Annotated in this window: 14 protein-coding genes and 1 pseudogene; 9 read left to right on the forward strand and 6 right to left on the reverse strand. The window is 71.9% G+C overall.

Annotation, left to right across the window (positions count from 1 at the left end):
• Position 1: 1 nt before the first annotated feature.
• A complete protein-coding gene (locus PUR53_RS35480; protein WP_329910935.1) occupies positions 2–691 on the reverse strand; it encodes an alpha/beta fold hydrolase in 690 nt (229 codons plus the stop codon).
• Positions 692–754: 63 nt separating this feature from the next.
• Between PUR53_RS35480 and PUR53_RS35485 the strand changes: the two genes are divergently transcribed.
• Positions 755–1129 (forward strand): MerR family transcriptional regulator, encoded by a 375-nt coding sequence (locus PUR53_RS35485; protein ID WP_329895932.1) that lies wholly within the window; start codon positions 755–757, stop codon positions 1127–1129.
• Between the two features lie 6 nt (positions 1130–1135).
• Positions 1136–2048: pseudogene (locus PUR53_RS35490) on the forward strand (cytochrome P450); the annotation flags it as partial.
• Between the two features lie 46 nt (positions 2049–2094).
• Here PUR53_RS35490 and PUR53_RS35495 read toward each other — a convergent pair.
• On the reverse strand, positions 2095–3444 hold the full coding sequence (locus PUR53_RS35495) for a Gfo/Idh/MocA family protein (RefSeq protein ID WP_329910937.1): 1350 nt from the start codon (positions 3442–3444) through the stop codon (positions 2095–2097).
• A 65-nt stretch (positions 3445–3509) separates the two neighbouring features.
• Here PUR53_RS35495 and PUR53_RS35500 point away from each other — a divergent pair, with 65 nt between their 5' ends.
• The 5 genes from PUR53_RS35500 (at position 3510) to PUR53_RS35520 (ending at position 7724) form a co-directional block, all read left to right on the forward strand.
• Entirely contained in the window at positions 3510–4802 is a 1293-nt protein-coding gene (locus PUR53_RS35500) for an ABC transporter substrate-binding protein (RefSeq protein ID WP_329895934.1), read from the forward strand.
• The gene (locus tag PUR53_RS35505) at positions 4799–5740 is read left to right on the forward strand and encodes a carbohydrate ABC transporter permease (protein ID WP_329910938.1); all 942 of its coding nucleotides are present in this window, start codon (positions 4799–4801) and stop codon (positions 5738–5740) included. Before PUR53_RS35500 ends, PUR53_RS35505 begins: the two co-directional genes overlap by 4 nt.
• Complete coding sequence (locus tag PUR53_RS35510) at positions 5737–6609, forward strand: carbohydrate ABC transporter permease (RefSeq protein ID WP_329910939.1); 873 nt, start codon at positions 5737–5739, stop codon at positions 6607–6609. The genes PUR53_RS35505 and PUR53_RS35510 overlap by 4 nt, the downstream gene beginning before the upstream one ends.
• A gap of 5 nt (positions 6610–6614) precedes the next feature.
• On the forward strand, positions 6615–7217 hold the full coding sequence (locus PUR53_RS35515; protein ID WP_329910940.1) for a hypothetical protein: 603 nt from the start codon (positions 6615–6617) through the stop codon (positions 7215–7217).
• A 78-nt stretch (positions 7218–7295) separates the two neighbouring features.
• Complete coding sequence (locus PUR53_RS35520; RefSeq protein ID WP_329895938.1) at positions 7296–7724, forward strand: ankyrin repeat domain-containing protein; 429 nt, start codon at positions 7296–7298, stop codon at positions 7722–7724.
• Positions 7725–7727: 3 nt separating this feature from the next.
• Here the strand turns inward: PUR53_RS35520 and PUR53_RS35525 are convergent, their stop codons facing one another.
• Positions 7728–8102, reverse strand: a complete 375-nt coding sequence (locus PUR53_RS35525; RefSeq protein ID WP_329895939.1) for a DoxX family protein — start codon at positions 8100–8102, stop codon at positions 7728–7730.
• A 138-nt stretch (positions 8103–8240) separates the two neighbouring features.
• Here PUR53_RS35525 and PUR53_RS35530 point away from each other — a divergent pair, with 138 nt between their 5' ends.
• On the forward strand, positions 8241–8729 hold the full coding sequence (locus PUR53_RS35530) for a MarR family winged helix-turn-helix transcriptional regulator (protein WP_329910941.1): 489 nt from the start codon (positions 8241–8243) through the stop codon (positions 8727–8729).
• Positions 8730–8744: 15 nt separating this feature from the next.
• Here the strand turns inward: PUR53_RS35530 and PUR53_RS35535 are convergent, their stop codons facing one another.
• Positions 8745–9761, reverse strand: coding sequence for a LacI family DNA-binding transcriptional regulator (locus PUR53_RS35535; RefSeq protein WP_329910943.1), 1017 nt, complete (start codon positions 9759–9761; stop codon positions 8745–8747).
• A 111-nt stretch (positions 9762–9872) separates the two neighbouring features.
• Here PUR53_RS35535 and PUR53_RS35540 point away from each other — a divergent pair, with 111 nt between their 5' ends.
• Positions 9873–11024, forward strand: a complete 1152-nt coding sequence (locus PUR53_RS35540) for a Gfo/Idh/MocA family protein (RefSeq protein WP_329910944.1) — start codon at positions 9873–9875, stop codon at positions 11022–11024.
• A 43-nt stretch (positions 11025–11067) separates the two neighbouring features.
• Here PUR53_RS35540 and PUR53_RS35545 read toward each other — a convergent pair whose 3' ends face one another.
• Positions 11068–11838 carry a GntR family transcriptional regulator gene (locus tag PUR53_RS35545; protein ID WP_329895943.1) on the reverse strand — a complete coding sequence of 257 codons (771 nt, stop codon included), beginning with the start codon at positions 11836–11838 and terminating at the stop codon, positions 11068–11070.
• An 82-nt stretch (positions 11839–11920) separates the two neighbouring features.
• Positions 11921–13798 (reverse strand): 3D-(3,5/4)-trihydroxycyclohexane-1,2-dione acylhydrolase (decyclizing), encoded by a 1878-nt coding sequence (gene iolD, locus PUR53_RS35550; protein WP_329910946.1) that lies wholly within the window; start codon positions 13796–13798, stop codon positions 11921–11923.
• Positions 13799–13920 lie beyond the last annotated feature (122 nt).

Raw genomic sequence — 13920 nt, forward strand, 5'->3', positions numbered from 1 at the left:
TTCACTCGCCCTCACCGTCCTTCCCCTCCGAGAGAGAAAGCGAGTGGAGAAAGTCGAGCACCGGCTTCAGCCACTCTTCCGGCCGCTCGACCATGACCACGTGGTCGCTGTCGATCTCCGTGTACCGCGCGCCCCGGATCCCGGCCGCCAAGGTGCGGGAGCCCTCGGGCAGGACCATGCTGTCGGCGGTTGTCGCGACGACCAGCGTGGGGACGGCGACCTCGGCCAGGTCACCGGTGATGTCGAGGGTGGGGATCAGGTCGATGTGAGGGCGGAGTGCGGGAGGCTCCTCGGCCCGCCAGCTGGGGAGGAGGCCGAGTATGTGGCCGTCGGGCCGGGCGAACCCGGCGGTCAGCACGAGTGCGGTCACCCGCTCGGGATGGCGTACGGCGGCGCGCACCGCCACCAGCGTGCCGAGCGAGAAGCCGAGCACCGCGAACCGCCCGACGCCGCGCCGTACGGCGGAGTCGACGACAGCGTCCGTGAGCTCATCGAGGTCCAGTGGGCCGTCTGCGACCGGGGTCTCACCCGAGCCGGGGTAGTCCGGGGCGACGACGGTGTGGGCGGCGGCGAGAGCGGGCAGAACCGGCGCGAAGTTGCCTTCGATGCTGCCGGTGGCGCCATGGGCGAGCAGCAGTCCTGGTCCGGTTCCGGTGACGGTGGTGGCAAGGGCGGGGAATGAATCGCGCATGCCTCGTACGTTGACCCATCACACCGGTGTGAAGGTCAAGTCCAGGTGTGGCGAGGAGAATCGATGCTGATAGGCGAGCTGTCACGGCGGACCGGAGTCGCGGCCCGGCTGCTGCGCTACTACGAGGAGCAGCGCCTGCTGTGTCCCGACCGCGACAGCAGCGGATACCGCGTGTACGCGCCCGACGCCCCGTACATCGTCGCCCGCATCCGGGGCATGCTGGCGGCCGGGCTGACCACCGACGCCATTCGCGAGATGCTGCCGTGCGTCACCGACGCCGGGCCGGGGATCGAGCCCTGCCCGGAGGTACTGCGGACGATGACCGCGCACCTGGAGCGGATGGACGCAGACATCGCGGATCTGCGCCGCCGCCGGGCCGCGCTGGCCGCGTTCCGTGACGCGACCGAGGCGCGACAGGAGCAGGGGCGGGCTCGCTGAAGGGCATACGCCGCCGAACGGGCCGCCGCCCTGGTCGACGACTTCGTCAAGAACGGCGACGGCGGCCGCGTCGAGTTGATGTCCGTGTACGCGGGGCGGCTGCCCGGGGAGGTCATCGGGCGGCTCGTCGGGTTCGAGCCGGACGACGTACCGGCGTTGGTGCACGGCGGTCACCGGGCCGAGCAGTTGCTGTTCCGGCCCATGGCGGAGGCCGAGCAGATCGCGGCGGCCGAGGACGTGGTCGCCACGGCCCACCGGCTCGACGCGTTCGTGCGCGCCCGGCGCGCGGACCCGCGTGAGGACCTGGGCACCGAACTCATCACCTCCGTCGCCGGACCGGGCACCGGCGAGCTGACGATCGACCAGCGCCACCAGGTCGTCGCCCACCTCCAGAACCTGCTCATCGCCGGACACCTGACCACCACGGCCCTCATCGGGACCACCGTCCTGCACCTGCTGCGCGACCGCCGGCAGTGGGAACTGCTCTGCGCCGAACCGGAGCGCATCCCGGCCGCCGTCGAGGAGGCCGCCCGTTACGACACCGTGTTAGCAGGGCTTCCGCCGCGTCACCACCCGTCCGGTCACCCTCGCCTGGACCGAACTCCCCGCCTGGACACCGGTGTTCGTCGCGTTCGCCGGAGCCAACCGCGACGCCTCACGCCACCCGCGCCCCGACGACTTCGACATCACCCGCCCCGACGACTTCGACATCACCCGCCCCGCCGGCAGCCGTCACCTCTCCTTCGGCCTCGGCACCCACACCTGCCCCGGCTCACAACTCGCCCACGAACAACTCCGCCTGACCCTGGAGCAGTTGACCAGCCGCCTGCCGGGCCTGCGCCTGGCGGAGGGCCGATGGATCACCATGCGGCCGACGCTGATCCACCGCTCCCCGGAACACCTCGACCTCGTCCGGTGAGCCGCACAGAGTGACGCCGGGCGGTCGCGCGGAGACCGAGGGCGGCTCACACGTCCAGCAACTCCCGCGCCGCCACCGGCATCCCCGTCTCCAGCGACCGGTTCGCCGCCAGTCCCGTCACCAGTGACCGGGCCCCGTCCACCGCGTCGGCCGCCCGGCCCAGCGCGTCCGGTACGCGCTCCCCGAACAGGTCGGCCAGCATGCGGACGTCGCCACCGCCGTGCCCGCCCTCGTCCATCTCCACCTTCACCTCGCGAGGCGGCTCCCAGAAGCGCCGTACGAGCAGTTGGGTCCTGCCGGGTTCCTCGCCCGCCTCGGCGCCGTGCAGGACCGGGCTCGCGCCGGTGACCGGTACCTGGGGCCGCGTCCACGTCGACTCCTCCACCAGCAGCTCGACGCGCCCCTCGCTGCCGTTGAAGGCGATGCGGTAGCCCTCCCAGGGGGAGTAGGCGGTGAGGTGGTAGGTCAGGGTGGCGCCGGAGGCGTAGCGGACGAGGACCGCCATGTCGTCCTCGATGCTCACGCCGGGACCGAAGACGTTCTGGTCACGGTGGTAGCCGTCCTCCCGCTCGGCGTCCAGGTAGAGCGAGGTGAGGACGGGGGAGTCCCGCAGGCGCAGGGCGAAGGGGTCGGACTCGGCCGCCGGGGAGCCGTGGGCGCGGGTGTAGTCCCGGGCGATGCCCCGGCGGCGGCCTGCCTCGTCGCCGTAGAAGAAGAGGCCGCCCTGGGCGTAGACGGTCTCGGGGCGGGTGCCGAGCCACCAGTTGACCAGGTCGAAGTGGTGGGTCGACTTGTGGACGAGCAGCCCGCCGGAGTTCACCTTGTCGCGGTGCCAGCGGCGGAAGTAGTCGGCGCCGTGCCGCAGATCGAGCAGCCACTCGAAGTGCACCGAGCCGACCTCGCCGATCTCCCCGCCCGCGAGCAGTTGCCGTACGGCCGAATGCACCGGGTTGTAGCGGTAGTTGAAGGAGACGCGGACCTCGCGCCCGGTCCGCCGCCGGGCCTCCAGGATGCGGTGGGCGCGCTCGGCGGTGGTCGTCATCGGCTTCTCGGTGACGACGTCGCAGCCCGCCTCCAGGGCGCGGACGATGTAGTGGTCGTGGGTCCGGTCCACCGTGCACACCACGACCAGGTCGACCCGCTCGCGGCGCAGCATCTCCTCGAACTCGTCGGCCCCGTACGCCGGTACGGGCGCGCGGCCGGGGTGGTCGGCGGCGATCCAGGCGTTGTGGACGGCCATGCGGTGCGTGTTCAGGTCGCAGAGCCCGACCAGCTCCACCCGTTCCGCGAAGGATCCCGTCAGGGCCTCGGTGAACATCCGCGCCCGGGCACCGAGCCCCACCACGGCGGCGCGGCGGCGTTGTGGGGAGGTGGTGCAGGGGTCTTGTTGTGACATCCGGACCTTCCCTAGGGTCGCTACGGGGGGTGGAAGCGCTTTCTAGTGAAAGAGGTGACCCACTCATGCCCCGAATCAGGACGAGGGAGTCCTGGAAACCCCGTGCGGCGGCCGCCGCGCTGGCGCTCTGCGCGCTGCTCACCGGCTGCTCCGGAGCGGACGGGTCGGGCGGCGGCGGGCAGGTCGTCCTGCGCTACACCTGGTGGGGCAACCCCGACCGGGCCGCCAGAACCCAGGCGGCCGTCGAGCTCTTCGAGCAGAAGAACCCGGGGATCGACGTACAGACCTCCTTCGCCGGCTACGAGGCCTACAAGCAGAAACTCGCCACCCAGGCCGCCGGCGGCGACGCACCGGACGTGATGCAGCTCGACTACCGGATGATCGACCAGTACGCCTCCGGTGGTGTGCTCCTGGACCTCGCCGAGCAGCCACAGGCCCTGGACACCGCCGAGTTCGAGCCGGGACTGCTGGCCACCGGCAAGGTGGACGGCAAGCAGTACGCCGTACCGCAGGGGCGTGGCACCGAGACCATGGTCTACGACACCGAGAAGTGGAAGGCCGCCGGTCTCGAACCGCCCCGCGTGGGCTGGACCTGGAGCGAGTGGGCCGACGCCATGCGGAAGGTCGCGGAGGAGACGGGAGAGCCCGGCGGCACCGACCCCGGTCAGAGCGAGGACGCCTTCGAGATCTGGCTGCGCGGCCAGGGCAAGGCCCTCTACACCGAGGACAGGCAACTCGGCTTCGACGCCGATGACTTGACCCGCTGGTGGACCTTCACCGACGGGCTCCGCCGCGAGGGCGCCGTCTCGCCCGCCGAGCAGACGACCCAGCTCGACGGCACGGTCGAGAACACCCCGCTGGGCCGGGGCACGGCCGCCTCGGACGTCAACTGGGATGCGCCCGCGAGCGGTTATCTCGCGCTCGTCCCCACCGGGATCTCCCTCGCCCCGATGCCGGCGGGTGAGGACGGCACGCCCGGCCAGTACTTCAAGCCCTCCATGTTCATGGGCGTGGCCGCCGACTCCGGCCACCCGGAGGAGTCCGCCCGGCTCGTCGACTTCCTGCTCAACGACGACGAGGCCGCGAAGATCCTCGGCGCCACCCGGGGCATCCCCGTCAACGAGTCGATCCGTGCGGACATCGCGGCCGACCTCAAGGACTTCGACAGGACCATCTACGACTACCAGGCCACGGTCGAAGGAAAGCTCGACCCGCCGCCCCAGGCGCCCCCGTCGGGCGACAGCGCCCTGCAGACCACGTTCCAGCGCGACTACGACCAGGTGTCCTACGAGCGGATGTCCCCCCGCGAGGCCGCCGAGAACTACCTCACCGAGGCGAAGGCGGAGCTGAGGTCATGACCACCACACAACTGCCGACCACCGTACGCGGCAAGGGAGTCACCCAGCCGGACCGGTCCGCCCGGCGCCGCCGGCGCGAAGGCGCGGCCTGGGTGTTCCTCTCCCCCTGGGTGCTCGGGGCCTGCGTCCTCACCCTGCTCCCGATGGCCGTCTCGCTCTACCTCTCCTTCACCGACTACGACCTCTTCAACGCCCCCAGCTGGGTGGGCCTGCGCAACTACACCCAGATGTTCACCGAGGACCCGCGCTACTGGCGCTCCGTGGTGACGACCCTGATGTACGTCGTCATCGCCGTCCCGCTCCAACTGGCCCTCGCGCTCCTGGTCGCCCTGGCCCTGAAGAACATGAGGCGCGGCCGGGGCTTCTATCGCTCGGCCTTCTACGCCCCCTCCCTGCTCGGCGCCTCCATGTCCATCGCCCTGGTCTGGCGGGCGATCTTCAACGACGGCGGCACCGTCGACCACCTCCTCGGCACCGGCGGCTGGGTCAACCGCCCCGGCTGGGCGCTGCTCGCGGTGGCCCTGCTCACGGTGTGGCAGTTCGGCGCCCCGATGGTCATCTTCCTCGCCGGACTCCAGCAGATCCCGGGGGAGTTGTACGAGGCGGCCGAGGTGGACGGCGCGGGCGCCTGGCGCCGCTTCCTGTCGATCACGGTCCCGATGCTGTCGCCCGTGATCTTCTTCAACCTGGTCCTCCAGACCATCCAGGCCTTCCAGGTCTTCACCCCGGCCTTCGCGATCAGCGCGGGCAAGGGCGGCCCCGCCGACTCCACCCTCTTCTACACCCTCTACCTCTACGACCGGGGCTTCGTCGCCTCCCACATGGGCTACGCCTCCGCCATGGCCTGGGTCCTGCTGCTCGCCATCGGCGCGGTCACCGCGATCCTGTTCCGCACGTCCCGCTCCTGGGTCTTCTACGCCTCCGAGGGGGACCGATGACCACCAGCACACCCACAACTTCCGTAGTGCGCAAACCTGTTGCCTGGCGGCGGGTGGCCCTGCACGCCGGCTGCCTGGCCGCGCTCCTCGTCATGCTGTACCCGCTGGCCTGGCTCCTCGCGACCTCCGTGAAGCCCGCGGACGAGGTCATCGCCAGCCTCGACCTGCTGCCGAGCCGACTGGAGTGGTCCAACTACGAGACCGCGCTCGACGGCGTCAACGACGTGTCGGTGGGCCGGCTGCTCGGCAACTCCCTGCTGATCGCCGGCGGCGCGGTCGTCGGCAACGTCCTCTCCTGCTCCCTGGCGGCCTACGCCTTCGCCCGGCTGCGCTTCCGCTTCCGGGGACCGCTGTTCGCCTTCATGATCGCGACGATCATGCTGCCGCACCACGCCGTGCTGATCCCGCAGTACATCATCTTCAACCAGCTCGGCATGGTGAACACCTACTGGCCGCTGATCCTGCCGAAGTTCCTCGCCACGGAGGCCTTCTTCGTCTTCCTCATCGTGCAGTTCATGCGCGGACTGCCGAGGGAACTGGAGGAGGCGGCGCGCATCGACGGCTGCGGACCGTTCCGGAGCTTCTACTCGGTGATCCTGCCGCTCACCCGGCCCGCCCTGATCACCACCGCGATCTTCACCTTCATCTGGACCTGGAACGACTTCTTCACCCAGTTGATCTATCTCTTCTCGCCCGAGAAGTTCACCCTGACCCTGGCCCTCAGGTCCTTCGTGGACGCGTCGAGCACCTCGGCGTTCGGCCCGATGTTTGCCATGTCCGTCATCGCCCTCCTCCCGATCGTGCTGTTCTTCCTCGCCTTCCAGCGGTTCCTGGTGGAGGGCATGGCCAACTCCGGGATCAAGGGGTGAGCGCGATGCGGACCGACCGGGAGCCGGGCGAGATCTTCGGCCCGCGCATGACGCTGTTCGCCGATGTGCTGAGCGTCGGTGTCGCCGTTGCGGTGGTGAGCCTTCCGCTGGTCACCGTGCCCGCCGCGCTCTCCACGGCCTGCGCGGTCCTGCGGGGCGTACGGGAGGGCCGCCCGGTCACGGCCGCCCGGTTCCTCGGGGTGCTGCGCCGGCGACTGCGACCCGGCGACCTGGCCGCCGGGCTCCTGGCCCTCACCGGACTGGCCCTCGCCCTGGTCGATCTGGCGCTCGCCGGTGCCGGACTCCCCGGCGGCCGGGCCTTCGCCCTCCTCGCCGCCGCCGTCGGCACCTGTGCCGCCGTGATCGGGCTGCGCGCCTGCGCCCGCCCCGAGTCGGTCGAGGACTGGCCGGCGGCGGTGCGGGGAGCGGCCCGGGACGCGGTGCGCGATCCGGGCGGCAGCGCCCTGGTCGTCCTCGCCGTGGCGACGGCGGCGGCGAGCGCCTGGATGCTGCTGCCCCTCGTGTTCCTCGTACCGGGGCTGCTGGCGCTGGCGCTCACGGCCGTCGACGTACGCGGAAAAGAGGTCGCCGTGCGGGAGGGCGTGTGATGGGCTGATCTCCGCATCACAGGCTGACGCGCATGACGGGCCGGTGCCTCGGACGTCCTGCCAAGGGGGAGCACGCGGGTGAACAGACGGCGGCGGAAGAAACTGTCGCACCACCTGGTGTGGGCGGCGACGTTCGGCGACACGGCCCGGGTCGACTCCCTGCTGCGCGCCGGAGCCCCCGCCGAGACGACGGACGCCGAGGGCACGACGCCCCTGTACGCGGCGGCCGTGCACGGCGCCGCCGACACGGTCCGCCGGCTGCTCGCGGCCGGGGCCGCGCCCGACACCGAGAGCGGGCACGGCTCTGAGGGCACCCCGCTGTGCGGCGCCGCGTGCTGGGGGCACACGGAAGCGGTGCGCGCACTCCTCGCCCACGGCGCCGACCCCGACCTGCGCGAGGACCATGGCACGGGCCGCTCCCCGCTCGAGTGGGCGGCCGCCGGGCCCTACCCCGAGACGACGGCCCTCCTGCTCGCGGCGGGAGCCGGGCCCGCCGAAGGGGGGTAGGGCTCAGAACGCGTACGGTCCGAACCGGCCCCAGGCCACCACGGCCGCCAGGATCAGCACCACCAGACCCGGTGCCGACTCCTTGGTCTCGCCGCGCCGGAGGTGGAAGACGACCGCGCCGAGCATCGTGACGGCCAGGCCGGTCGCCGCGAGCGGCACGAACACCGTGGCTATGTCGAGGACGGCCGGAAGGATCAGCCCGATGGCGCCCAGGCCCTCCAGCGCGCCGATGGTCTTGACCATGCCCGGCGAGAACGAGTCCACCCACGTCATCCCCGAGGCCGACAGCTTCTCCTTGGACTGGGCGGTCTTCATCAGGCCGGCGGCGAGGAAGCCGGCCGCGAGCAGGCTCGCGATGATCCAGAGGGTGACGTTCATGGCGGGCTTCTTCCCGTGCAGGGGGTGAGTGTGACTTGAACATTCAAGAGATGCGAGGGTTCAACGTAGAGTCGATCGACTTGAAGCGTCAAGTCATCGCGTGCTTGATCCGTGGAGGCTGCACGTAGAGTGGGCGCCATGGAGACACCGCAGCAGTCGCCCTGGCTGACCGACGAGGAGATGGAGACCTGGCACGCGCTGGCGGGCGTGATGGTCAGACTGCCGAGCGCGCTGGACGCGGAACTGCAGCGGGACGCGGGCGTCAGCCACGTCGAGTACGTGGTGATGGCGATGCTGTCGCAGACCGAGGGGCGCACCCTGCGGATGAGCGACCTGGCTGGATACGTCGGTTCGTCGCTGTCCCGGCTCTCCCACCTCGTGAAGCGGCTGGAGAAGAGCGACTGGGTGCGCCGCGAGCCTGACCCCTCCGACGGGCGCTACACCCTGGCCGTCCTCACGGACGCCGGACACGCCAAGGTCGTCGAGAGCGCGCCGGGCCACGCCGACGCCGTACGCCGCTATGTGTTCGACGCGCTCACCAAGGCCCAGCAGCGGCAGCTGCGGGACATCGGGCGGCGCATCTGGCAGAGCGTCGCGCCCGACGACCACTGCCTGCCGCCGAGCTGACGGCCCGCCACACCCTCAGGGCCCGCCCGGCGGGCCGGTGGTGCCCCGGACCTCCAGCGTCGGCGTGGTCAGGACGACCCTGGCGGGGCGGGCCGGGTCGGCGATGCGGTCCAGCAGGCACTGCGCGGCGGTGCGGCCCACGTCGTGGCTGGCGTTGTCCACGGTGGTGAGCCAGAGGTGGCGCAGCCGGGAGACATAGGTGTTGTCGTAGCCGACGAGGGACAGGTCGCGCGGCACCCTCAGCCCCAGTTCCTCGGCGGCGGACAGGGCGCCCACACAGGCCATGTCGTTGAACGCCACCACGGCGGTGGGGCGTTCGGGCAGGTTCAGCAGTCGGACCGTGGCCCGGTAGCCGCCCTCCTCCGTCAGGTCGCCCCGTTCGACGGCCGCCAGAGCGCCCAGCCCGTGCTCGCGCATCACCGTCTCGAAGCTGCGGCGGCGCAGCGCCCCGACCACACCGTCCCCCGCGATGTGCGCGATGCGCCGGTGCCCGAGGCCGATGAGGTGCTCGGTGGCGAGACGGGCGCCGAGCTGGTCGTCGCCGGCGACGACGTCCACCTGGGGGAGCGTGGGCTCGCGGGCGCCCGCCACCACGGTCGGGACGAGCCCGGCCGCCGTGCGCAGCGCCTCGGAGGGCGGCAGGGTGCCGACCGCGATCAGCCCGTCGACGCGCAGCTCGGTGAAGGTGCGGGTGAGGTCCTCGCCGAGCCGCCGGTTGAGGTGGCCGTCGGCCAGCAGCATGCGCAGACCGTTGTCGTGCAGCCGGGAGTTGAGCCCGTCGAGCAGCTCGACGAACCAGGGGTTGCGCATGTCGTTGAGGAGGACCCCGACCGTACGGGTCCGGCGCTCGCTGAGGCTGCGCGCGGCGGCGTTCGGCCGGTACCCCAGCTCGTCCACGGCGGCCAGCACCGCCTGCCGTTTCTCCTCGCGGACCTGCGCCGAGCCGCGCAGCACCAGCGAGACCAGGGACTTGGACACACCGGCCCGCTCGGCGACGTCGCGGATCGTCGGGGTCGGGGGTCCGGGTCTCATGGCCTGGACCGTTCCACAGCGGTGCGACCGTGTCAAAGGGCTTGACAGTGCGGGTGCATGACCGCAGTGTGAGCGGCAGACGATTTTGGAACGGTCCAATGAAGGGCAGTCATGGTGAGTGGGCTCGGTGTCGCCGTCGTGGGATTCGGCTGGATGGGACGGGTGCACACCCAGGCGTACGCGCGGGTGACCCACCACTTTCCGCAGCTCGCCCTGCGGCCCGACTTGGTCACCGTCGTCGAGGACGTGCCCGGCCGCGCCGAGGAGGCGGCCCGGCAGTTCGGGTTCGCCGCCACCGCCCGGGACTGGCGCGACGTGATCGCCGACCCGCGCGTCCAGGCGGTCAGCATCACCGCGCCGAACTTCCTGCACCGGGAGATCGGCGTCGCCATGGCCGAGGCCGGCAAGCACATCTGGATCGAGAAGCCGGTCGGGCTCACCGCCGCCGACGCCCGCGCCGTCGCCGACGCGGTCGACAAGGCCGGCGTCCAGGGCACCGTCGGCTTCAACTACCGCAACGCGCCCGCCGTGGAGGCCGCCCGCGAACTGATCGCCGCCGGTGAGATCGGCACGGTCACCCATGTCCGCATCCGCCTCTTCAGCGACTACGCCGCCCACCCCGAGGGAGCCCTGACCTGGCGGTACGAGCGGCAGCGCGGCGGCAGCGGGGTCCTCGGCGACCTCGCCTCGCACGGGGTGGACCTGGCCCGTTTCCTGCTCGGCGACATCGCCTCCCTCACCGCCGACACCGCGATCTTCGTCCCCGAGCGGGCCCGGCCGTCCGGCGCCACCGCCGGTCACACCCGTGCCTCCGGCGGCGAACTCGGCCCCGTCGAGAACGAGGACTACGTCAACTGCCTGCTCCGCTTCGCCTCCGGCGCCCGTGGCGTCCTGGAGGCCTGCCGCGTCTCCGTCGGCGAGCAGAACAACTACGGCTTCGAGATCCACGGGACCGGGGGCGCGCTCTTCTGGGACTTCCGCCGCATGGGTGAACTGGGCGTCAGCAAGGGCGACGCCTACCAGGACCAGTCCGTCCACACCGTCTACGTCGGCCCCGGCCACGGCACGTACTCCGCCTTCCAGCCGGGCTCCGCCAACGCCATGGGCTACGACGACCTCAAGGTGATCGAGGCGTACCACTTCCTGACCTCCATCGCCGAGGGCACCCCGCACGGCACCACCCTCGCCGACGCCGTGCACAGCGCCACCGCGCTGGACGCGATGAGCCGCTCGGCCGAGTCCGGGGCGTGGGTGGACCTCTGAGCCCCTGGCGGCCGGGCGGCTCCGAACTCCCGCCGCCCGGAGGTCAGTTGCGGACGAGCAGCTGGAAGTCGAAGGAGTAGCGCGAGGCCCGGTAGACATGGGTGCCGTACTCGACCGCGCGCCCGGTGTCGTCGAACGCCGTGCGCTGCATGGTGAGCAGCGCGGCGCCCTCCGGCTCGCCGAGGCGGTCGGCCTCCTCGGGCGTGGCGATACGGGCGCCGACGCTCTGGTGGGCGCTGTGCAGGGTGATGCCGGCGTTGCGCATCATCCGGTACAGGCCCGTCGACTCCAGGCGCTCGGTGTCCAGGTCCAGCAGCCCGGCCGGGACGAAGTTGGAGAGGAACGCCACCGGCTGCCCGTGGGTGAGGCGCAGCCGTTCGAAGAGGTGCACGTCGGCGCCCTCGGCGATGCCCAGGGCCGCCGCGACCTCGGCGGAGGCCTGCCGCAGCTCGCTCAGCAGCACCTTGGTCGTGGGCTGCTGCCCGGCCGCCTCCAAGTCGTCGTAGAGGCTACTCAGCTCCAGCGGCCGTTTGACCTGGCTGTGCACCACCTGTGTGCCGACGCCCCGGCGGCGTACGAGCAGGCCCTTGTCGACGAGCGACTGGATGGCCTGCCGTACGGTCGGCCGGGACAGGCCGAGACGGCCGGCGAGCTCGATCTCGTTGCCCAGGAGGTTGCCCGGGCCGAGCGCACCGTGCTCGATCGCCGACTCCAGCTGCCGGGCCAGCTGGTAGTACAGCGGCACCGGGCTGCTCCGGTCGACGCTGAGGCCGAGACTCCCTGTACTCCCCGTAGTCGCGCTGGTCACGCCCATGAGGGTATCCGTCCGTCCGGATGACAGGAACCCCTGTCATCGCATTGTCCTTACAAGCGCGGGTCCTTGCGACGGCCGGCCGTCAGAGGTGGCGGCGCTGGCCGGCCACCTCGCGGTCGTACGTCGCGCGCGCCTCCACGGCCGCCGGGCGGGAGGCGGTCTCGGCGACCGGGACGTCCCACCAGGCCTGAGCCGGGGGAGCGGTGGGCGTCGGGTCGGTCTCGACGTACACACAGGTGGGCCGGTCCGAGGAACGGGCCGCGGCCAGCGCGTCGCGCAGCTCCTTCACGGTCTTGGCGCGGATGACGTCCATGCCGAGGCTGGCCGCGTTGGCGGCGAGGTCCACCGGGAGTGGTGCGCCGGAGAAGGTGCCGTCGGCGGCGCGGTAGCGGTAGGCGGTGCCGAAGCGCTCGCCGCCGACCGACTCGGAGAGACCGCCGATGGAGGCGTAGCCGTGGTTCTGGAGGAGGACCAGATTGACCGGCAGGTTCTCCTGGACGGCCGTCACGATCTCCGTCGGCATCATCAGATAGGTGCCGTCCCCGACCAGCGACCAGACGGCCGTGCCGGGCGCCGCCTGCTGGACACCGATCCCGGCGGGGATCTCGTAGCCCATGCAGGAGTAGCCGTACTCCAGGTGGTACTGGCGGGGGCTGCGGGCCCGCCACAGCTTGTGCAGGTCGCCGGGGAGCGAACCGGCCGCGTTGATGACCACGTCCTCGTCGCCGACGACCGAGTCCAGGGCGCCGAGCACCTGCGTCTGGGTGGGCACGGCGTGCTCGTCGGCGGCGCTGTAGGCGGCCTCGACGACCTGCTCCCAGCGCTCCTTGCCGGCCCGGTACTCCGCCTCGTACGCCTCGTCCACCCGGTGCCCGTCCAGTGCCTCGGTGAGCGCCGTGAGGCCGGCCCGAGCGTCGCAGACCACCGTCCGGGCGGCCAGCTTGTGGGCGTCGAAGGAGGCGATGTTCAGGTTGACGAAGCGGACGTCCGGGCTCTGGAAGAGGGTGTTGGAGGCGGTGGTGAAGTCGGTGTACCGGGTGCCCACACCGACGATCAGGTCGGCGGTACGGGCGATGTCGTCACAGACCGCCGTGCCGGTGTGGCCGATGCCGCCGAGGTCGGCGGGGTGGTCGTACCGCAGGGAGCCCTTGCCCGCCTGGGTGGACGCGACCGGGATGCCCGTGGCGTCGGCCAGCGCCTTCAGCGCCTCCTCGGCCTCGCTGTGGTGGACGCCGCCGCCCGCGACGATCAGCGGCCGCCGCGCGGCACGGATCGCCCGCACCGCCTCCGCCAGCTCGACCGGGTCGGGCACGGGGCGCCGCACGCGCCACACCCGCTCGGCGAAGAACTCCTCCGGCCAGTCGTACGCCTCCGCCTGGACGTCCTGCGGCAGGGCGAGGGTGACGGCGCCGGTGTCGACCGGGTCGGTGAGGACGCGCATGGCGTTCAGGGCGGCCGGGATCAGTGCCTCGGGGCGGGTGATCCGGTCGAAGTAGCGGGAGACCGGGCGCAGGGTGTCGTTGACCGAGACGTCGGCCTCGGTGGGGTGCTCCAGCTGCTGGAGCAGCGGGTCGGCGGTGCGGGTCGCGAAGTAGTCGCCAGGGAGGAGGAGGACGGGCAGGCGGTTGATGGTGGCCAGGGCGGCGCCGGTGACCAGGTTGGTGGCGCCGGGGCCGATGGAGGTGGTGACCGCCTGCGCGGAGAGCCGGTTCAGCTGGCGGGCGTGGCCGACGGCCGCGTGCACCATGGACTGCTCGTTGCGGCCCTGGTGGAACGGCATAGCCTCCTCCCCGGCCTCAAGCAGTGCCTGGCCCAGCCCCGCGACGTTGCCGTGGCCGAAGATGCCCCAGGTCCCGGCGATCAGCCGGTGGCGCACACCGTCGCGCTCGCTGTACTGCGCGGACAGGAACCGCACCAGCGCCTGGGCGACGGTCAGACGGCGGGTGGGGGACTGGGACATCGGGACCTCACGGGTTGGGGTGGTGGTGGGGGAGGGGCGGCGGGGGGGGGGGGGGGGGGGGGGGGGGGGGGGGGGGGGGGGGGGGGGGGGGGGGGGGGGCCCCCCCCCCCCACCCACCGCCC

Source organism: Streptomyces sp. SP18BB07 (assembly GCF_036322545.1).
Lineage (GTDB): Bacteria > Actinomycetota > Actinomycetes > Streptomycetales > Streptomycetaceae > Streptomyces > Streptomyces deccanensis.